This window comes from Massilia sp. GER05, assembly GCF_052056005.1.
GTDB classification, from domain to species: domain Bacteria; phylum Pseudomonadota; class Gammaproteobacteria; order Burkholderiales; family Burkholderiaceae_D; genus Telluria; species Telluria orientalis.
Window position 1 is genome coordinate 4,136,121 of the sequence record NZ_CP178858.1, and the last position, 19,704, is coordinate 4,155,824.

General features: G+C 67.9%; 12 protein-coding genes. 3 read left to right on the top strand and 9 right to left on the bottom strand.

Annotated features, from left to right (window positions below; genetic code table 11):
- Positions 1-3: 3 nt before the first annotated feature.
- From ACL58G_RS18395 to kdgD, 6 genes are all read right to left on the bottom strand, one after another.
- Positions 4-2,202: an NADP-dependent malic enzyme gene (locus tag ACL58G_RS18395; RefSeq protein ID WP_440962720.1), complete on the bottom strand. Its 2,199-nt coding sequence runs from the start codon at positions 2,200-2,202 to the stop codon at positions 4-6.
- 272 nt (positions 2,203-2,474) lie between these two features.
- Positions 2,475-3,092, bottom strand: a complete 618-nt coding sequence (locus ACL58G_RS18400) for a flavin reductase family protein (protein ID WP_413385921.1) — start codon at positions 3,090-3,092, stop codon at positions 2,475-2,477.
- A gap of 225 nt (positions 3,093-3,317) precedes the next feature.
- Complete coding sequence (locus ACL58G_RS18405) at positions 3,318-4,202, bottom strand: SMP-30/gluconolactonase/LRE family protein (RefSeq protein WP_413385922.1); 885 nt, start codon at positions 4,200-4,202, stop codon at positions 3,318-3,320.
- A complete protein-coding gene (locus ACL58G_RS18410; protein ID WP_413385923.1) occupies positions 4,195-5,604 on the bottom strand; it encodes an MFS transporter in 1,410 nt (469 codons plus the stop codon). The genes ACL58G_RS18405 and ACL58G_RS18410 overlap by 8 nt, the downstream gene beginning before the upstream one ends.
- A gap of 127 nt (positions 5,605-5,731) precedes the next feature.
- Entirely contained in the window at positions 5,732-7,312 is a 1,581-nt protein-coding gene (locus tag ACL58G_RS18415) for an aldehyde dehydrogenase (NADP(+)) (protein ID WP_440962721.1), read from the bottom strand.
- A gap of 162 nt (positions 7,313-7,474) precedes the next feature.
- Entirely contained in the window at positions 7,475-8,386 is a 912-nt protein-coding gene (gene kdgD / locus ACL58G_RS18420; RefSeq protein ID WP_413343899.1) for a 5-dehydro-4-deoxyglucarate dehydratase, read from the bottom strand.
- Positions 8,387-8,711: 325 nt separating this feature from the next.
- On the opposite strand from kdgD, the gene ACL58G_RS18425 reads away from it, so the two are divergent.
- Both ACL58G_RS18425 and ACL58G_RS18430 read left to right on the top strand, forming a co-directional pair.
- Positions 8,712-11,648 (top strand): TonB-dependent receptor plug domain-containing protein, encoded by a 2,937-nt coding sequence (locus ACL58G_RS18425; protein ID WP_440962722.1) that lies wholly within the window; start codon positions 8,712-8,714, stop codon positions 11,646-11,648.
- A 148-nt stretch (positions 11,649-11,796) separates the two neighbouring features.
- Positions 11,797-13,542, top strand: a complete 1,746-nt coding sequence (locus ACL58G_RS18430; protein ID WP_440962723.1) for a methyl-accepting chemotaxis protein — start codon at positions 11,797-11,799, stop codon at positions 13,540-13,542.
- Here the strand turns inward: ACL58G_RS18430 and ACL58G_RS18435 are convergent, their stop codons facing one another.
- Both ACL58G_RS18435 and ACL58G_RS18440 read right to left on the bottom strand, forming a co-directional pair.
- Entirely contained in the window at positions 13,543-14,292 is a 750-nt protein-coding gene (locus ACL58G_RS18435) for a FadR/GntR family transcriptional regulator (protein WP_413343741.1), read from the bottom strand.
- A 132-nt stretch (positions 14,293-14,424) separates the two neighbouring features.
- The gene (locus ACL58G_RS18440; protein WP_413343743.1) at positions 14,425-15,234 is read right to left on the bottom strand and encodes an NAD-dependent epimerase/dehydratase family protein; all 810 of its coding nucleotides are present in this window, start codon (positions 15,232-15,234) and stop codon (positions 14,425-14,427) included.
- Between the two features lie 188 nt (positions 15,235-15,422).
- On the opposite strand from ACL58G_RS18440, the gene ACL58G_RS18445 reads away from it, so the two are divergent.
- Positions 15,423-18,347, top strand: coding sequence for a glycoside hydrolase family 2 protein (locus tag ACL58G_RS18445; protein WP_440962724.1), 2,925 nt, complete (start codon positions 15,423-15,425; stop codon positions 18,345-18,347).
- A gap of 82 nt (positions 18,348-18,429) precedes the next feature.
- Here the strand turns inward: ACL58G_RS18445 and ACL58G_RS18450 are convergent, their stop codons facing one another.
- Entirely contained in the window at positions 18,430-19,701 is a 1,272-nt protein-coding gene (locus tag ACL58G_RS18450; RefSeq protein ID WP_440962725.1) for a tetratricopeptide repeat protein, read from the bottom strand.
- Positions 19,702-19,704: the final 3 nt, after the last annotated feature.

Consider the following 19,704-nt stretch of genomic DNA (forward strand, 5'->3'; position numbering starts at 1 on the left):
CCGTCATGCCTCGGCCACCGCGAGCGCCGTCATGTTGACGATGCGGCGCACGGTCGCGCTGGGGCTCAGGATGTGCACGGACTTCGCGGCGCCCAGCAGGATCGGACCCACCGTCACGCCCTTGCCCGACGTGACCTTCAGCACGTTGAACAGGATGTTGGCGGCATCCAGCGACGGCATCACGAGCAGGTTGGCGCTGCCGGCGAAATCGTCCTTCGACTGATAGATGCGTCGGATGTCTTCCGACAGCGCGGCGTCGCCGTGGACTTCGCCCAGCACCGGCAGTTCCGGCGCGCTCGAGGCGAGCAGGGCGCGCGCGTCGCGCATGCGCTGCGCGGACGGGCGCTGCGACGAGCCGAAGATCGAGTGCGACACGAGTGCCGCCTTCGGCTCGAGGCCGAAATGGCGCATCTCCTGCGCGGCCAGCTTCGTGATCGCCGCCAGTTCCTGGGCGGACGGGTTGTCGTTGACGTACGTGTCGGTGATGAACAGGGTCATCTTGTCCAGCACGAGCGCGTTCATCGCGGCCAGTACGTCGGCGCCCGGCGCGAGGCCGATCTCGTTCTTCACGTGCGCCAGGTGGGTGTCGTAGCTGCCCGTCATGCCGCAGATGAGGGAGTCGACCTGACCCGCGTTCAGCAGGCGGGCGCCTTGCAGGGTGGTGTCGCCCTCGGCTTCGACGAGCGTGTAGTCGACGCCCGCCTTCAGGCGCAGGCCGGACTGCTTGATCGCCTTTTCGACGTCGGCCGCGCGGCCGATCAGCACCGGCTTGGCGATGCCCTCGTCGACGACGGTCTGCACGGCGCGCAGCACGCGCGGCTCGGCGCCGTCGGCGTACGCGACGCGCTTCGGCGCGGCCTTGGCCTTCGCGAACACGGGCTTCATGAAGAAGCCGGTGTGGTAGATCATCTCGCCCAGCTTGTCGCGGTAGGCGTCCATGTCGGCGATCGGACGCGTGGCCACGCCGGATGCTTCCGCCGCCTTGGCGACGGCCGGCGCGATGGCGGCAATCAGGCGCGGGTCGAACGGTTTCGGGATGATGTAGTCGGGACCGAAGTTCAGGTCCTGGCCGGCGTAGGCGGCGGCGACGGCGTCATTCGCCTCCGCTTCGGCCAGGTCGGCGATCGCGCTCACGCAGGCGAGCTTCATCTCGTCCGTGATGCGGGTGGCGCCGCAATCGAGCGCGCCGCGGAAAATGTACGGGAAGCACAGCACGTTGTTGACCTGGTTCGGATAGTCCGAACGGCCGGTCGCGATGATGCAGTCCGGACGCGCGGCCTTCGCCACTTCCGGACGGATCTCCGGCTCCGGGTTCGCGAGCGCGAGGATGATCGGACTGGCGGCCATCGTCCTGACCATGTCGGCGGTGAGGACGCCCGCGGTCGAGCAGCCGAGGAACACGTCGGCGCCGTCGACGATGTCGGCCAGCGTGCGCGCGTCGGTGGCCTGCGCGTAGCGGGCCTTGTTCGCTTCCATGTTCGCTTCGCGGCCCTGCCAGATCACGCCCTTCGAGTCGGCGACGAAGACGTTCTGCCGTTTCACGCCCAGGCTCACCATCATGTCGAGGCAGGCGATGGCCGCCGCGCCGGCGCCGGACGCCACCAGTTTCACCTGGCCGATGTCCTTGCCGACGACCTTCAGCGCGTTGAGGAGCGCCGCGCTCGAGATGATGGCGGTGCCGTGCTGGTCGTCGTGGAAGACGGGGATGTTCATCCGCTCGCGCAGCTTCTTCTCGATGTAGAAGCACTCGGGTGCCTTGATGTCTTCCAGGTTGATGCCGCCGACGGTCGGCTCCAGCATCGCGATCGCATCGACCAGCTTGTCGGGATCGTTCTCGGCCAGTTCCAGGTCGAACACGTCGACGCCGGCGAATTTCTTGAACAAACAGCCTTTGCCTTCCATGACGGGCTTCGAGGCCAGCGGGCCGATGTTGCCCAGGCCGAGGACCGCGGTGCCGTTCGAGATGACGGCAACCAGGTTGCCGCGTGAGGTGTAATCGGCGGCGGTGGCGGGGTCCGCGGCGATTTCCTCGCAGGCGTAGGCGACGCCGGGCGAATAGGCGAGCGACAGGTCGCGCTGGTTCGACAGGGGTTTCGTGGCGACGACCTCGATCTTCCCGCGTACCGGACTGCGGTGGTACTCGAGCGCGTCGGCGCGCAACTGGGTGTCTTTAGCCTCGTTCAGGCTGCTTTCGGTACTCATGATTTCTCCTATGCCGCTTTGCGCGGACGATGTTATGGATTCGTTGCGGCCATCCGGCGCACGGCAGGGACCGTGCGGGGAGGCCGGCCGGGACATGCGCCGCGCCCGATTCGGCGGCGGGTGGTGGTGCGCCTCCATTGCCCGCACGGCGTGGTGGCCGGGGCTGTGTGCGCGCTCCTGGTGCGGGCGCGGACGGGGCGCCGTGTCCACGGCGATACGCGATCATACGTGATCGCGGGCGATGTTGCCTACTTCGCCAGATATTCGGTATATCACTGTGGCCTGAACATCCGGAACAGTTGCGCCGGACCGACCTCGAAATAGTCGGCCGGCCCGCCGCCGCGGAGGATGTGGCCGGCGTGCGCCGTGTCGTACACCCCGTCCTTCAGCTGGGCGCGGGCGATGTGCACGCCGACGACTTCGCCCAGCACGAGCCAGCTCGGCGCCGGCTGCCCGTCCGCGTCGTGCAGCCGGATGAGCTGGGTGAGCCTGCATTCGAACGAGACCGGGGCTTCAAGCACGCGCGGGACGTCCACGAGGCGCGACGGGGCGGGCGTGAGGCCGGCCAGCGCGAATTCGTCGACGTCGGGCGGCACCATCGCGCAGGTGGTATTCATGCGGTCGGCGAGGGCGCGCGTGGCCAGGTTCCAGCAGAACTGTCCCGTTTCCTCGACGTTGCGGACGGTGTCCTTGTAACCGATGCTGGCGAAGCCCACGAGCGGCGGCGTGTAGTTGAACGCGTTGAAGAAGCTGTACGGGGCGAGGTTCAGGATGCCGGCGCGGCTTTTGGTGGAGATCCAGCCGATGGGGCGGGGGCCGACGATGGCGTTGAAGGGATCGTGCGGCAGGCCGTGGCCGGCGCGTGGTTCGTAGAAATGGATGTCGTTCATACAAGCACGATACCGCATCGGCGCCATCCGTGCAGGCGCCGGGCGCATGCGGCACCCCGTGCCCACGCGACAGCAATCAGGACGCGAACGTCCGCGTGGGCGGAGGCCGCCCACCCTACCGCGACGGAAATGGATATCCGGCCACCTGCGGCGTAGGGTGGGCACCCCGTGCCCACGCGACAGCAGGCAGGATGCGAACGTCCGCGTGGGCGGAGGCCGCCCACCCTACGAGAATGGTACCTCTGGCACGCCGGTCACGCCGGGCCGCACGAGAAGCACCGCCCCCGCCAGCGAATCATCTTCATGCCCCGGCTGTACGATCGACGTGATCAGCAGGGTATCCAGATCCGGCCCGCCGAAGCAGGGCATCGACGGCTTCGCGACCGGCAGCTTCAGTTCCCGGTCCAGCTTCCCGGCCGGCGTGAACCGCAGCAGGCTAGCCCCATCATTGCCCGCGACCCAGTAACAGCCGTCGCTGTCCATCGCCGCCCCGTCCGGCCGGCCCGCGTACGCGGCCATGTCGACGAGCAGCCGCCGGTCGTGCGGCACGCCCGCGTCGACGTCGTAGTCGAATGTCCACACCCGCCGGCGCGTCGGGTGCGAATCGGACAAATACATCGTGCGCCCGTCCGGCGACCACGCGAGGCCGTTCTGGGTGACGAGGCCGGAAACGAGCGGTGCCGACAGGCCCGCGCCGTCGTAGCGGTACAGACGTCCGATCGGCAGCGCGGCCGCCATGTCCATCCACATCGTGCCGCTCCAGAAGCGGCCCTGGCGGTCCGTGCGGCCGTCGTTGAAGCGCATGCCGGGCGCCAGTTCGGGCGGCGCGCCGAGACGTTCCGCGCGGACACTCCCGTCGTCCCGCAGGTCGACGGCGAAGATGCCCGTCTCCATGCCGGCGATCAGGCCGCCCGCGGCGCGCGGCGCGATGCAGGCGACCATCTCGGCCGCCGTCCAGTGGCGGGTCGCACCCGAGGCATGGTCCAGGCGCCAGATGCGGCGGGCAGGGATGTCGACCCAGTACCATGCCTGTTCGCCGGCGTGCCAGACGGGGCTCTCGCCCACGGCGCAGCTCACGCCGTGCACGCTTTCCACGATCGCGTCAGGCATGCGCCAGCTCCTCCGGCAGGCGGACCATGTCCTGGGTCGGCACGAGCACCTTCATGATGACCCACGCGGCCAGGTAGGCCAGCGCGCAGAACGCGAACATGATCATGTAGCCCGTCTGGATCTGGCCTTGCGCGCCGTAGTAGTCGAACAGCATGCCGCCGATCTTCGTCACGAGCACGCCGCCGATGCCGCCCGCCAGGCCGCCGATGCCGACCACGGAGGCGACGCAATGGCGCGGGAACAGGTCCGACGTGATCGTCAGCACGTTGGCGGACCACGCCTGGTGGGCGGATGCGCCGATGCCGATCAGGATCACGGGCACCCAGTAGCCCAGGTGGCCCAGCGGCTGCGCCAGCAGCACGACGAGCGGGAAGAACGCGATCAGCAGCATGGCCTTCATGCGGCTGTCGTACGGCGCGCTGCCCTGGCGCATGAAGCGCGACGGCAGTGCGCCGCCGCCGATGCTGCCGACCATCGTCATGCTGTACAGGACGGCCAGCGGCAAGACGAGGTCCGAGGTGGCCATGCCGTATTTGTCGGTCAGGTATTTCGGGAGCCAGAACAGGAAGAACCACCAGACGCCGTCCGTCATGAATTTGCCAACGATGAAGGCCCACGTCTGGCGCAGGCCGAGCAGGGTGCGCCAGCTGGGGGCGGGGCCGGTCGCGGCCACCGGAGCCGACCCTGCGTCATCGCTGCGGATGTATTCGAGTTCCGCGCGCGACAGGCGGCGCTGGCGAGCGGGTTCGTCGAACAGGACCGCCCAGAACCCGACCCACAGGAACCCGACGGCGCCGATCCAGATGAACGCGGCCTGCCAGCCCCAGATCGCGGCGAGCACCGGCACCGTCAGCGGCGCCAGGATCGCACCGATGTTGGCGCCGGAATTGAAGATGCCCGTCGCGAACGAACGCTCGGACTTGGGAAAGTATTCCGCCGTGGCGCGGATCGCGGCCGGGAAGTTGCCCGCTTCGCCGATCGCCAGGATCGTGCGGGCGATGATGAAGCCGAGGACGGAGGCCGGCACGGCAAGGCCGAGCAGCGATTTCAGGCCGTTGCCCAGCTCGATCGAATACGCATGGGCGACCGCGCCGGCCGACCAGATGACGATAGCGAGGATGTACGCGGTCTTGGTGCCGAGGCGGTCCACGACCCGGCCCGCGAACAGCAGGGCGATCGCGTAGATGAACTGGAAGGCGGCGGCGATGTTGGCGTAGTCCGTGTTGGACCAGCCGAATTCCTTCGACAGCGACGGCGCGAGAAGGCTCAGCACCTGGCGGTCGAGGTAGTTGACGGTGGTGGCGAAGAACAGCAGCGCGCAGATGGTCCACCGGTAGTTGCCGCCGGCGGGCCGGGCGGCGGGGCTGGCGACTGCGGCGTCGCCGGTGCGATTGCGGGTCATGGTCAGGCCTTATGTTTGATTATGCTGACGTACGCGTGGCCGGCGTCTCCTCCGGCCGTGGCGGGCGGCCGGCACATCGTACCAGCCGCGCGCGCGCAGTTGAGTGCTACCGCGCTCTACTTGATGATCATTTTGCGAGCTGCAAAGTGCCGTCGACCATGCGCGCGAGGCCCAGCGGATTGTCGTCGCGCAGGGATTCCGGCAGCAGTTCCGCCGGCACGTCCTGGTAGCACACCGGACGCAGGAAGCGCTCGATGGCGGTGGCGCCGACGGACGTCGAGCGGCTGTCCGACGTGGCCGGGAACGGGCCGCCGTGCACCATCGCGTGCGACACTTCGACGCCGGTCGGGAAGCCGTTGAACAGCACGCGGCCGGCCTTGCGCTCCAGCGTCGGGAGCAGGCTGCCCGCGAGTTCGCGGTCGGCGGCCGTCGCATGGACGGTGGCCGTCAGCTGGCCTTCCAGGTGGCGTGCGACCGCCAGCATCTCCGCTTCGTCGCGGCAGGCGATGACCAGGGAGGCCGGGCCGAAGATCTCTTCGTCCAGCGCCGGGCTGGCGATGTACGTGGCGGCGTCGCAGGCGTACAACGCGGCCTGCGCGGCGCAGCCCGTGCCTTCGGCGCTGCCCTGGCCGACCAGTTGCACGCCCTCGATGCCGGAGCGGCGGCCGACCGCGTCGACATAGGCCTGGTGGATGCCCGCGGTGAGCATCGTGCCGGCGCCCTTGGCGGCCAGCGCTGCGGCGGCGGATGCGCGGAACGCGTCGAGGTCGGCGCCGGCGAGGGCGATGACGAGGCCCGGGTTCGTGCAGAACTGGCCCACGCCCAGCGTCAGCGAGTCGACGAACGCGCCGGCCAGTTTCGCGCCGCCCGCGGCGAGAGCGCCCGGCAGGATGAAGACCGGATTGATGCTGCTCATTTCGGCGTAGACGGGGATCGGTTCCTTGCGGGCGTTCGCCGTGCGCACGAGGGCGAGGCCGCCCTGGCGCGAACCGGTGAAGCCGACGGCCTTGATGGCCGGATGCGCGGCCAGCGCCTGGCCCGCCACGCGGCCTTCGCCGATCAGCATCGAGAACACGCCGTCCGGCATGCCGCAGTCTTCGGCCGCCTGGCGCACGGCCTTGCCAACCAGTTCCGACGTGCCGAGGTGGGCACTGTGCGCCTTCACGACGACGGGGCAGCCGGCCGCCAGCGCGGACGCGGTGTCGCCGCCGGCGACGGAGAAGGCGAGCGGGAAGTTCGACGCGCCAAAGACGGCGACGGGACCCAGCGGGATCTTGCGCATGCGCAGGTCGGAACGGGGCGGCGTGCGCTGGGGCAGGGCGGAATCGAGCGTCGCGTCGAGGAAGTTCCCGTCGCGCACGACCTTGGCGAACAGGCGCAGCTGGTTGCACGTGCGTCCGCGCTCGCCTTCCAGGCGCGCCGTCGGCAGGCCCGATTCGGCGGAGGCGCGTTCGATCAGCGCGGGGCCGGTGTCCATGATGCGGTCGGCGATGGTTTCCAGGAAGCGCGCGCGCAATTCCAGCGGCAGGTTCCGGTAGGTGTCGAAGGCCTGTTCCGCGAGCGTGCAGGCGGCGGCGACGTCGTCTTCCGTCGCGAGGCCGAAGTCCGGTTCCATCTGGGCGCGCGTGGCCGGGTTGAAGGCGCGCGTGGTGCCGGCGCTGCCGCGCACGACGCGGCGGCCGATGATCATTTCACCTTGAATCGTCATGGTTTCTCCTTGCTGGTTTCGGGAACGTCGACAAACCTGCTGCGCGTTGCACTGTCGTCGCGGACGGCGAGTCCTGCGATGCTCGCTGTACTTTCGTACAGCTGCGCTTCTCGAACGACATTGCCGCCGCTCGCGACGGTTTTTCGAGGTTCCCTGTTGTTGTTATTGGCCGCCCTGGGCGACGATCAGCTTGTGCAGCATGTCGGATTCTTCCGCCGTCAGGTCGGTCAGCGGTGCGCGCACCGGGCCGCCGTCGTGGCCGACGAGGCGGGCGCCCGCCTTCACGATCGACACGGCGTAGCCGGCCTTGCGGTTGCGGATCGCCAGGTAGGGCAGGAAGAATTCGTCCAGCAGGCGGTTCGTCGTCGCGTGGTCGTCCTTGGCGATCGCGTGGTAGAAATCCATCGCGAGCTTCGGCATGAAGTTGAACACGGCCGACGAGTACACCGGCACGCCCAGCGCCTTGTACGCCGCGGCGTAGACTTCCGCAGTCGGCAGGCCGCCCAGGTAGCTGAAACGGTCGCCCATGCGGCGCCAGATCGACACCATCAGTTCGATGTCGCCGATGCCGTCCTTGAAGCCGATCAGGTTCGGGCAGCGGTCGGCCAGCTTTTCCAGCGAGTCCGGCGTCAGCCGGCACTGCGCGCGGTTGTACACCACGACGCCGATCTTGACCGATTTGCAGACGGCTTCCACGTGTGCGACGAGGCCATCCTGGCTCGCTTCCGTCAGGTAGTGCGGCAGCAGCAGCACGCCTTTCGCGCCGAGGCGCTCGGCTTCCTGCGCGAACGCGATGGCGGCGCGGGTCGGGCCGCCGGCGCCGGCGAGGATGGGCACCTTGCCGGCGCACGTGTCGACCGCGGTCTTGATCACCTGCGAGTACTCGTCATGCGTCAGCGAAAAGAATTCGCCGGTGCCGCCGGCCGCGAACAGGGCGGTGGCGCCATACGGAGCGAGCCATTCCAGGCGTTCGATGTAGGTGCTGGGGCGGAAGTTGCCTTCTGCATCGAAGTCGGTGATGGGGAAGGACAGCAGGCCGGACGACATGACTTGCTTGAGTTCTTGCGGATTCATTGGGTCTCCAGGGAAGGACGCGCGGGCGCGATGATGTGTCAACAATTGTCAGTCATCGTACAAGTGAGGCGAAAAAAGGGCAAGCAGAAATTGTTGGGGCTGCATACAGAGTGATACCGATTTTGGCATCGAGCGATTAAAAAAAGTTATTGGACGCATATTTACGATGCGGTTCAAAATGCATTTTACGCAATGATAGCGGTAACAGATAGCGTTACCACCGCGTAAAGCAGAGGCAGCGGACCGGGATGAGGTGAAGAGAGCACCCTGCCGGGCATCGCGGTTCGCAACCGGACCACACCGATAAAACAAAAACGGAGACACCATGCCAAAGCAGTTCCGCAAGACCCTGATCCACCTCGCCGTCGCCAGCGCCTGCGGCGTCCTCGCCCTCCCGGGCCATGCCCAGGAGACCGCCGCCGCCCCCGCCGATCCCGCTTCGGCACCCGCGCCGGCGCCGGCCGCACCCCAGGAGGGCGTCAACACCGTCGTCGTCTCCGGCTCGCGCATCGCCGCGCGCGGCTTCAGCCAGCCGACGCCGACGACGACGCTGACGGCCGACGACCTGGCGAAATCCGCCAAGCCGAACCTGTTCAACACGCTGGCCGAACTGCCCGCCCTGCAGGGCAGCACGGGCCGCACGACGTTCACGTACAGCACGTCGAGCGGCGTGCAGGGCCTGTCGTCGCTGTCGCTGCGCGGCCTCGGCACGATCCGCACCCTGACCCTGCTGGACGGCCAGCGCGTCGTCGGTGCGAACGTCACCGGCGTCACGGACGTCAGCCAGTTCCCGCAACTGCTGGTAAAACGCGTGGACGTCGTGACGGGCGGCGCGTCGGCGTCGTACGGTTCCGATGCGGTGGGCGGCGTGGTGAACTTCATCACCGACAAAAAATTCAGCGGTTTCAAGTTCAATGCCGAAGGCGGCATGACGAAGTACCACGACGACAAGAACGGCACCCTGCAGGCCGCGTGGGGCAGGGGCTTCATGAACGACCGCCTGCACGTGACGGCGAGCGGCGAGTTCACGAAGGAGAACGGCATCGATTCGCCGGGCTTCGGCGAAGTGGGCGCGAACGGCCGCAGCTGGTACAAGAACCCGGCGCTGCAGGAATCGACGAAGGCGATGCAGGCCGCGGGCGCGCCGCGCTACAGAAGCATCCAGCACGCGCAGCACATCCAGTATGCGAAGTACGGCCTGATCACGGACGGCCCGCTGAAAGGCACGGCATTCGGTCCGGGCGGCGCGCCGTACCCGTTCCAGTACGGGTCGAATTGCGTCGGCAACTTCTGCGTGGGCGGCGATCTGGCGGGCAGCGTGGGCGCGGGCACGAACCTGGCGATGAACTTCAAGCGCCAGGTCGCGTACACGCGCGTGTCGTGGGACCTCGACGCCGATAACGAGATCTACGTGACGGGCAACTGGGCGCAGGTGAAATCCGTGTTCTCGCCGAACCCGGGCGCGGCCAAGCAGGCCAACCTCGGCATCAAGTGCGACAACGCCTACCTGCCGGCGTCGATCGCGGCAGGCTGCGCGTCCGGCTATCCGAACGGCGTGATGCAGGTCGGCACGGCGAACGCGGAATTCCCCGCCAATATTTCCGTGCTCCCGACGCGCACGCAGCGCCGCTTCGTCGTCGGTGCGGACGGCCGCTTCACGCTGTTCGGCAAGGACTGGTCGTATGACGCGTACGCGGAACATGGCGAGAACACGACCGTCATCCACGTGCAGGACATCACCTTGAACCGCCGCTACAACTACGCGATCGATGCCGTGCGCGACGCCAGCGGCAACATCGTCTGCCGTGACGCCAACGCGCGCGCCAACGGCTGCCAGCCGATCAACATCTTCGGCGACGTGCCGATCAACATGGCCGGCTGGTCGTACATCGCGCCGCAGAACGGGCCGATGCAGCATACGGATTCGAGCCAGAACGTCGTCAGCGCCAACGTGCACGGCGACGTGGCCGAAGGCTGGGCCGGGCCGATCTCGATGGCCACCGGTTTCGAATGGCGCCGCGAGGACTATTCGGTGGTCGGCGACCCGTACGGCGCCGGCGTGGATCTGCAGTCGCGCTACGGCCCGAGCTATCCGCTCGACACCACGCTGTCGACCGGCGGCGACAACTGGTTCGCCGGGAACTACCACAACGGCCGCGGCGCGTTCAACGTGAAGGAAGCCTACCTCGAGTTGAACATCCCGTTCCTGAAGTCGGCCACGTGGGGCGAGGCGAACCTGAACATCGCCGACCGCGAAGAAAAATACAGCACCGCCGGCCATGCGAGCGCGTGGAAGATCGGCGCGACGTGGAAGACGCCCGTCGACGGCCTGCGCCTGCGTGCCGTCAGCTCCAAGGATGTGCGCGCGCCTAACCTGTCCGAGCTGTATGCCGCGATGACGGTGACGAACCAGGCCGTCAACAACAACCAGGGTTCGTCCATCCAGATCCAGCAGCGCAACGTGGGCAACCCGGACCTGAAGCCGGAAGTGGCCCGCAACAATTCGTTCGGCATCGTGCTCTCGCAACCCGCCTGGGCGCGCGGCTTCAACCTGTCCGTCGACTACTACGACATCAAGGTCAAGAACGTGATCAACTCGCTGGGTCCCCAGCAGGAGGTCGACCTGTGCTACGCGGGCTACCAGAACGTGTGCAGCGCCGTGTCGATCAACGGTGCGGCCGGCACGAACTACGTGCTGGCGCAGAGCTTCAACTTCGCGTCGCTGCACACGCGCGGCGTCGACATCGAGACGGCGTACCGCACGAACCTGCGTGATTACGGCCTGCCGGGCATGTTCACGTTGCGCGGCATGGCGACGCGCACGATCCACTCGGTGTCCGACCCGGGCGTGCCGGGCACGACGCCGAGCGAGGGCGCGGGCAACATGGCGGGCAGCACGCCGAAGTGGAAGGCGCTCGTGACCCAGTCGTGGGACAACGGCAAGCTGGGTGTCAGCCTGACCGAGCGCTGGGTCAGCGCCGGTGTGTTCAGCAACGAGTTCATCGAGTGCCAGAGCAACTGCCCGGTGCCGACCGCGGCGCATCCGACGATCTACGACAATCACCTGCCGGGCGCGACTTACATCGACTTCGGTGCGACGTACACCTTCGCGAAGGACTCGATGTTGTACTTCAAGATCGACAACCTGGCCGACCGCGGGCCGGTGCTCGTGCCGCAGACGAACCTCAGTATCGGTATCAATCCGGCGCTGTATGACGTGATCGGCCGCACCTATCGCGCCGGTGTTCGGATGGCGTTTTAAGCAACCGTCGCTCCCGCGTTCGCGGGAGCGACGATGTCCCAGCGCAACAAATATTGCTTTCAGAGAATATATTTCCGATTTTCATGCTTTCCCACTATTTTACCCGGTGAGATTTGGATAGATTGTAGATGTCGAGGAGGAGACAACCATGCGGCATCTTACGATCAAACAAACTTTCATCACCCTGCTGGCCCTGACCCTGGTCATGGCCGGCCTCATGCTGGCCGCGCTGCAGCGCGTGTCCGTCGCGCAAAGCCGCGCGACGGAGGCGAGCGAGTCGCGCTACCGGTCGTATCTGCTGGCGGACGAACTGCGCCAGAGCTCCGACGACCTCACGCGCCTCGCCCGCACCTACGTGGTCACGGGCGACAGCAGCTACGAACAGCAATACCAGGACATCCTCGCCATCCGCAACGGCACCAGGCCGCGGCCCGAGCACTATGAGCGCATCTACTGGGATCTCGTCGCGGGCGGCGTCGCGGTGCCGCCAGCGAGCGGCCAGGCGGTCCCGCTGCAGGAATTGATGCGCAAGGCCGGCTTCAGCGAACAGGAATTCGCCAAGCTGCGAGAGGCGCAGGACGTGTCCGACGCCCTCGTCAAGACCGAAGTCGCCGCGATGAACGCCGTGAAGGGCCTGTTCGACGACGGCCGCGGCGGATTTACCCGCAAGGACGAGCCGAATGCGGAATTCGCGCGGGCGATCATGCACGACGCCGCGTACCATCGCAACAAGGCGCGCATCATGGTGCCGCTGAACGACTTCCTGCGCCTGCTCGACGAGCGCACCGGCGCCGCCGTCGCCGACGCCCACCAGGCCACCGGCAGCGCGATGACGGCCGCGATCGCGCTGATGGTCCTGTCGCTCGTGTCGACGACCGCCGCCCTGTACATGGTCTACCGCTACATCATGCGCAACCTGAACAAGGCCGTTGCCGCGGCCGACCGCATCGCCGGGGGCGACCTGTCGGGCGAAGTCGTCGTGGAGTTCGACGACGAGGTGGGCCGGCTGATGGGGGCCATCGCCACCATCAACGGCAACCTGCACGACATGCTGGCCAGGATCCGCACGAGCACGGAAAACATGGCGACGGCGACCGATGAAATCGCGACGGGCAATGCCGACCTGTCGGCACGCACGGAAGCGCAGGCTGGGGCGCTCGAGGAGAGCGCCAGCGCGATGGAGACGCTGACCGGGACCGTCCAGCGCAACGCGGCCAACGCGCACGACGCCAACGACCTGGCGGCGCGCGCCTCCACGGTCGCCGGCAAGGGCGGCGACGTGATGGCGCAGGTGGTGTCGACGATGGGGGACATCAAGGATGGCTCGGCACGCATCGCCGACATCATCGGCGTCATCGACAGCATCGCGTTCCAGACCAACATCCTCGCGCTGAACGCGGCCGTGGAAGCGGCGCGGGCCGGGGAACAGGGCCGCGGCTTCGCGGTGGTGGCGGCGGAAGTGCGCGCGCTGGCGCAGCGCAGCGCCGGCGCGGCCAAGGAGATCAAGGACCTGATCGGCGCCTCCGTGCACAGCGTGGAGACGGGCAGCCGCCTCGTCGACGAAGCGGGCAGCACGATGGACGAGATCATGGATGCGATCCGCCAGGTGTCCGGCATCCTGGGCGACATCGCCCGCGCCAGCGCGGAGCAGGGTCACGGCATCGCGGAAGTGAGCAGCGCCGTGCACCAGATGGACGGTATCACGCAGCAGAACGCGGCGCTCGTCGAAGAGGCCGCGGCGGCGGCGCAAAGCCTGAAGGAACAGGCGCAGGCGCTGTTGCAGGCCGTGGGCATCTTCACGCTGGAACGGGTGCCGGCGGCCGCGTCCGCCCGTCCGGCGCTGGCCGGCAAGCCGCGCCGCGGCGCGCAGGTGGTGGCGCTGCAGTACCGCTGATCAGGCGCGCGGCTGGTCCTGCAGCCGCTGCTGCGCTTCCCGCAGCCGTTCGCGGCTGTTCGAGAGGTGGGTGCGCATCGCGGCGCGGGCCGCTTCCGGGTCGCGCCGCAGGATCGCTTTATAGATGTCCTCGTGCTCGCGGTTCACGCGTTCGAGGTAGTCGGCCGGCTTGTCTTCGCCGAGACCGGGGGTGTTGAGGCGGGCGCGCGGGATGATCGCGCTGCCCAGCTGGCCCAGCAGCTCGACGAAATAGCGGTTGTCCGTCGCCTCCGCGATGAGCTGGTGGAAGCGGACGTCGGCCTCGACCGAGGTGCGGCCATTCTCGAGCGCGCGCTGCATCTCGCCCAGCGCCTGGCCCATCTGCGCCACCTGTTCCTCGGTGCGGCGCGACGCGGCCAGCCACGCGGCTTCCGTCTCCATGCTGATGCGCAGTTCGAGGATCGCGAGCACGTCGCGCACCGTCACCACGCTGTCCGTGCCGATGCCGAGCGTGGTCGCGGGCGGTTCCAGCACGAAGGTGCCGATGCCGTGGCGCGTCTGCACGAGCCCACCCGCCTGCAGCTGCGAGATCGCCTCGCGCACCACCGTGCGGCTCACGCCATACTCTTCCATGATCGCGGATTCCGGCGGCAACTTGTCGCCCGGGTTGAATTCGGAGCGGCGGATGCGCGCGCTCAATTCTTCCACCACACCCTGGGCGAGGTTGCGGTATTTTTTGCGGGCGGGCAGCAGGGCGGTCGGCGAGTTCATGCGGGCGTTGTACACAGTGGGTCCAGGCTAGGATTATAGCCGTGCGGACTCACTTGTCTGACAAGTTTGCAAAAAAAACCCGCACGGCAGTGTGGTCGGACGTCAGGCGACATTTGGTACGCCAAGCCGTGCTCAGGGCCGGTATTTCGGCCCGTTGTGCAGGAACACGCCGCCCTGGTAGAAGGTCGTGATGTCGTCCGCCGGCGGATACTGGACCTCGGCCGGGAGCTTGTCCGCGAACTGCTGCGAGCTGTCCTTCGGCTTGTAGCGCAGGAAGGAAGCGTGACGGTCGTCCCACCAGCGGCCCTCGTTGTTCGAGATGCCGAACGTGATCGTGTGGCCCACGCGCGGCGTCGTCAGCGAGCGGTGCAGCAGCTGCATCAGGTCGTCGAGCGACAGCCAGGTGACCATCTGGCGGTAATTCGTCGCCTCCGGCCAGCAGTAGCCGATGCGGACGCACACGGTCTCCACGCCGAAACGGTCCCAGTAATAGCGCGACAGCGTTTCGCCGAACACTTTCGATACGCCGTAATAGCCGTCCGCGCGCGGGGGCATGGTGGCGTCGACGAGGTCCGTCGTCCTGTACATACCCATCGTGTGGTTCGTGCTGGCGAAGACGACGCGGCGGATGCCCAGCTTGTGCACGGCTTCGTACAGGTTGACCATGCCGAGGATGTTGGCCTGCATGATCGGCGCCCACTCCTCTTCGGTGGAGATGCCGCCGAAGTGCAGGATGGCGTCGACGCCCTCGCACATGCGCATGACGGCGTCGCGGTCGCCCAGGTCGCACAGGACGATTTCCTCGTGCGGCGCGGCGGGGCCGAAGTCGGCCACGTCGGACAGGCGCACGATGTCGGCGAATTCGTGCAGGCGCTCGCGCAGGCGGCGGCCCAGGTTACCGGCGGCGCCGGTGAACAGGATGCGTTTGAATGGTTTCGTCATTTGTAGTCGTTGATACGGGAAGGGAAAAGCGGCACGGGGCGAGCCCGCGTGCCGCAATGCTAACAGCGTTCCCGGCCCGTTGGCCAGTCCGGACCAACGCTCATCGTGTTGAGTAATTGGCCAGGGCACGAAAAAGTCGGATACCGGACTGCTAGTATTTTAGCGACTTCCACCCCGATCCTACCTCCATGAACCTACGTCTTGCCTTGCTGCTGGCGCTCGCCGCGGCCGTCCCCGCGCATGCCGCGCGCGCCTTGTACGATTTCAATCCCGGCTGGAAGCTGACGGTCGGGGACCCGGCAAACGCCGCGCGTCCCGCCTTCGACGACAGCGGCTGGAAGGCCGTCAGCCTGCCGCACGCGTGGAACGAGGACGACGCCTTCCGCAAGGACATCGCCGACCTGTCGACGGGCATCGCCTGGTATCGCAAGCATTTCCGGGTGCCCGGCCTGAAGCCCGGCCAGAAGGTGTTCCTCGAATTCGAAGGCGCGCGCCAGGCGGCGGAAGTGTTCGTCAACGGCAGGCGCGTGACGCTGCACGAGAACGGCATCGGCGCGTTCGGCGTGGAGATCGCGGCGGCGCTCGTCGACGGCGACAACGTCGTGGCCGTCCGCACGGACAACCGCTGGGACTACCGCGAACAGGCGACGGGCCAGCGCTTCCAGTGGAACGACAAGAACTTCTTCGCGAACTACGGCGGCCTGCCGAAGAACGTGCGCCTGCACGTGACCGAACCCGTGTACCAGACCTTGCCCCTGTACGGAAGCCTCGGCACGACCGGCGTGTACGTGTATGCGCGCGACTTCGACATCCCGCACCGCAAGGCCACCATCACGGCCGAATCGCAGGTGCGCAACGATTCCGCGCGGGCGCACAGGGTCGCGTACGAGGTCGAGCTGCGCGATAAGGACGGCAAGCGCGTCGCGCGCTTCGGTGCGCCCGCGCAGACGATCGCGCCCGGCGCCACCGTCACGCTGAAAGCCGGCGCGCCCGTCGCGGGCCTGAATTTCTGGAGCTGGGGCTACGGCTACCTGTACGACGTGGTGACGACCCTGGAGGTCGACGGCAAGCCGCTCGACGCGGTCACGACCCGCACGGGCTTTCGCAAGACGGCGTTCCGCAACGGGATGATCGAACTGAATGACCGCGTGATCCAGGTCCACGGCTATGCGCAGCGCACGACGAACGAATGGCCGGCGGTGGGCAGCGCCGTGCCCGCGTGGCTGTCCGATTACAGCAATGGCCTGGCGCTGGCCGGCAATGCGAACCTGATCCGCTGGATGCACGTGACCCCGTGGAAGCAGGACGTGGAATCGCTCGACCGTCTCGGGATGATGGAGGCGATGCCGGCCGGCGACTCGGAAGCGGACGTGAAGGACCGCCGCTGGGAGCAGCGCATCGACGTCATGCGCGATGCCATCGTCTACCACCGCAACAACCCGAGCATCGTGTTCTACGAAAGCGGCAACAAGGGCGTCAGTGCGGACCACATGCGCGCGATGAAGGCGCTGCGCGACGAATTCGACCCGCACGGCGGCCGCGCGGCCGGCAGCCGCGAGATGCTGAGCCGGGAGTTGCAGCACGTCGCGGAATACGGCGGCGAGATGCTGTACATAAACAAGAGCGCGGGCATGCCGATGTGGGCGATGGAGTATGCGCGCGACGAGGCGCTGCGCAAGTACTGGGATGACCTCTCTCCGCCGTACCACAGGGACGGCGACGGGCCGCTGTACAAGGGCCAGGACGCGAGCGTCTACAACCGCAACCAGGACAGCTTCGCCATCGAGGACGTGCAGCGCTGGTACGACTATTGGCGCGCGCGTCCCGGCACCGGCACGCGCGTGTCGAGCGGCGGCGTGAACATCGTGTTCTCCGATTCGAACACGCACCACCGCGGGGCTGAGAACTACCGCCGCAGCGGCGAAGTGGACGCCATGCGCATCGAGAAGGATGCGTTCTACGCGCACCAGGTCATGTGGGACGGCTGGGTCGACGTCGAGCATCCGCGCGCCCACATCGTCGGGCACTGGAACTACCCGGCGGGCACCGTCAAGCCGGTCACGGTCGTCTCCAGTGCGGACCACGTAAAACTGTTCCTGAACGGGAAGGAGGTCGGACCGGCCGTACAGAGCGCGCGCTTCCTGTTCACGTTCGACCGGGTGGCGTGGGCGGCGGGCGAACTGAAAGCGATCGGCTACGACGCGCACGGCAAGCCCGTGTGCGAAACGACATTGGCCACCGCCGGCGCGCCCGTCGCGTTGAAACTGACGCCCATCGTGTCGCCGCAGGGCCTGCGTGCCGACGGCGCCGACATGGCCCTCGTCCAGGTGGAAGTCGTCGACGCCGCCGGGCGCCGCCATCCGCTCGCGCTGGACATGGTCGACTTCGACGTGCAGGGCCCGGCCGAATGGCGCGGCGGCATCGCGCAGGGGCCGGACAATTACGTCCTCGCGCGCTCGCTGCCGGTGGAGGGCGGCGTCAATCGGGTGCTGCTGCGCACGACGCCGCAGGCGGGGCGCATCGTCGTCCGCGCCCGCGCGCAAGGTCTTGCGCCGGCCGAAGTGGTGCTGGAGTCGAAGCCGGTGCCCCTGAAGGATGGCCTCGCAGCCTTGCCGCCCGCGCCGCCCCTTCATCTGGACCGCGGACCGACGCCCGCCACGCCATCGTTCACGGTGTCGCGCGTGGCCGTGCCGGTGACCGCCAGCGATGCGCCGGACGGGAGCAAGTCCTACGATGACGACGAGACGACGGCGTGGACGAGCCAGGCCGGCGCCACGCCCGCGATCACATATACGCTCGCGCGGCCCGCGCGGCTGGCGCAAGTCGTGCTGAAATTGACGGGCTGGCGCGAGCGCAGCTATCCGCTCAAGGTCTATGTCGATGGCCGGGAAGCATGGAGCGGCCTGACGCCGAAGAGCCTCGGCTACGTCACGCTGCCGTTGCAGCCCGTGCAGGGCCGCACCGTGCGCATCGAGCTGGCGGGCCGGGCGGAAGAGGGCGGGGGCATCAAGCTGACGGAGGTCGCCAACCAGGCGAATACGGCGACGGGAACGAAAGGCGTGTCGACGGCCGTGCTGTCCATCGTCGAGGCGGAATTCTACGAAAGGCCCTGAGCGATGCGCGCCGTCGGCATCCCGTTCCGCCCGGACCGCCCGCGCAGCACGACCGCTGTCCCGGCATGATGCTGCCGGCCGACTACGAGCCGGCCTGGCCGTGCGGCGGGTGCAGCACGGCGTCGGCGCGCTTGCGTTCGTCGGCCGTCAGCGTGGGCGCCAGTGCCCGTAGTGCGGCCGCCGCGCCATCGTGCCCCGCCTGGCGGGCCAGGTCGAACATGACGTATGCCGTGGCCGGATCCCTGGCGCCGCCTTCGCCGTGCGCGGCCATCGCGCCCAGGTTGAACATGGCGTCGGGCTGGCCCTGGCGCGCCGCCGCTGCGAACCAGCGGCGCGCGGTGGCGAGGTCCTTGCCGACGACCTCGCCGCTGTAGAAATAGGTGCCGAGCGCGAACCGGGCATCGGGGTCGCCCTTCAGGGCCGCCTCCTTGTAGTACACGATGGCTTTCGCGGGATCGGCCGGCACGCCTTCGCCCAGGTCGTGCATCCGCCCGGCCGCGAACAGGGCGGCGGGGATGCCCGCGCGGGCCGCCGCCTCGAAATACGCGCCCGCCAGTTTCAGGTCGCGCGGGACGCCGTCGGCCGTGTAGTACGCGAGCCCCAGCAGGTATTGCGCCGGCGCGTAGCCATAGCCGGCCGCCTTTTCGTACCACGCGCGGGCCTTGTCCGCATCGCGTGCGACGCCGATGCCGCGGTCGTACATGCGCGCCAGCATGAACGCGGCGTCGATGCGGGGCGCCAGCAGGTCGGCGCGGGCGGGGTCGTACGGCTTGTGGTCCACCTTTTCCAGCCACGCGACGGCCTGCGCGCCATTCTTTGCCGTGCCGAGTCCGTACAGGTGCATCCGCGCCAGCATCAGCGCCGCGTCGTCGTAGCCGATCTTCGTCCATGCGGTGCCGAACATGTCCAGTGCGCGCGCGTAGTCCTTGTTGTCGAAGGCTTCGTAGCCCAGCGCGAGCGTCCTGTCGTTGCGGACGATGCGGTTGCGGCCCGCCGCGAAGCGCCAGTCGACGCCGCGGCAGCCCGTGACCCGCGCGGTGGCGGAAGGCAGGTTCGACACGTCGCCGTTCGGCGCCAGGTCCGAGGCGCGCGGGACGTCGTTCGACATGCTGTCGTCCAGGCCGAAGTCGCGCATGTAGGCGGTCGTGACCGGATCGTAGGCGGGATTGTACGGGTTCATGAACGCGCACGACGATGCGGACCGGCCGTTCAGGATGCGGTCCTTCGCCGCGTTGATCGCATGGGGATCGCCGGTCCGCGCGCGCGGGCCGTTCACGACCACGGTGTCCGTCTGCGCCTGCACGGAAGACGCCAGCAGGACCGAGAGCAGGGCAGGGATGATGGTTGGCTTCATTGT

Coding starts and splice junctions, on each gene's coding strand:
- ACL58G_RS18395 (WP_440962720.1), bottom strand. CDS start 2,202: ATGAGTACCGAAAGCAGCCTGAACGAGGCTAAAGACACCCAGTTGCGC.
- ACL58G_RS18400 (WP_413385921.1), bottom strand. CDS start 3,092: ATGAACGACATCCATTTCTACGAACCACGCGCCGGCCACGGCCTGCCG.
- ACL58G_RS18405 (WP_413385922.1), bottom strand. CDS start 4,202: ATGCCTGACGCGATCGTGGAAAGCGTGCACGGCGTGAGCTGCGCCGTG.
- ACL58G_RS18410 (WP_413385923.1), bottom strand. CDS start 5,604: ATGACCCGCAATCGCACCGGCGACGCCGCAGTCGCCAGCCCCGCCGCC.
- ACL58G_RS18415 (WP_440962721.1), bottom strand. CDS start 7,312: ATGACGATTCAAGGTGAAATGATCATCGGCCGCCGCGTCGTGCGCGGC.
- kdgD (WP_413343899.1), bottom strand. CDS start 8,386: ATGAATCCGCAAGAACTCAAGCAAGTCATGTCGTCCGGCCTGCTGTCC.
- ACL58G_RS18425 (WP_440962722.1), top strand. CDS start 8,712: ATGCCAAAGCAGTTCCGCAAGACCCTGATCCACCTCGCCGTCGCCAGC.
- ACL58G_RS18430 (WP_440962723.1), top strand. CDS start 11,797: ATGCGGCATCTTACGATCAAACAAACTTTCATCACCCTGCTGGCCCTG.
- ACL58G_RS18435 (WP_413343741.1), bottom strand. CDS start 14,292: ATGAACTCGCCGACCGCCCTGCTGCCCGCCCGCAAAAAATACCGCAAC.
- ACL58G_RS18440 (WP_413343743.1), bottom strand. CDS start 15,234: ATGACGAAACCATTCAAACGCATCCTGTTCACCGGCGCCGCCGGTAAC.
- ACL58G_RS18445 (WP_440962724.1), top strand. CDS start 15,423: ATGAACCTACGTCTTGCCTTGCTGCTGGCGCTCGCCGCGGCCGTCCCC.
- ACL58G_RS18450 (WP_440962725.1), bottom strand. CDS start 19,701: ATGAAGCCAACCATCATCCCTGCCCTGCTCTCGGTCCTGCTGGCGTCT.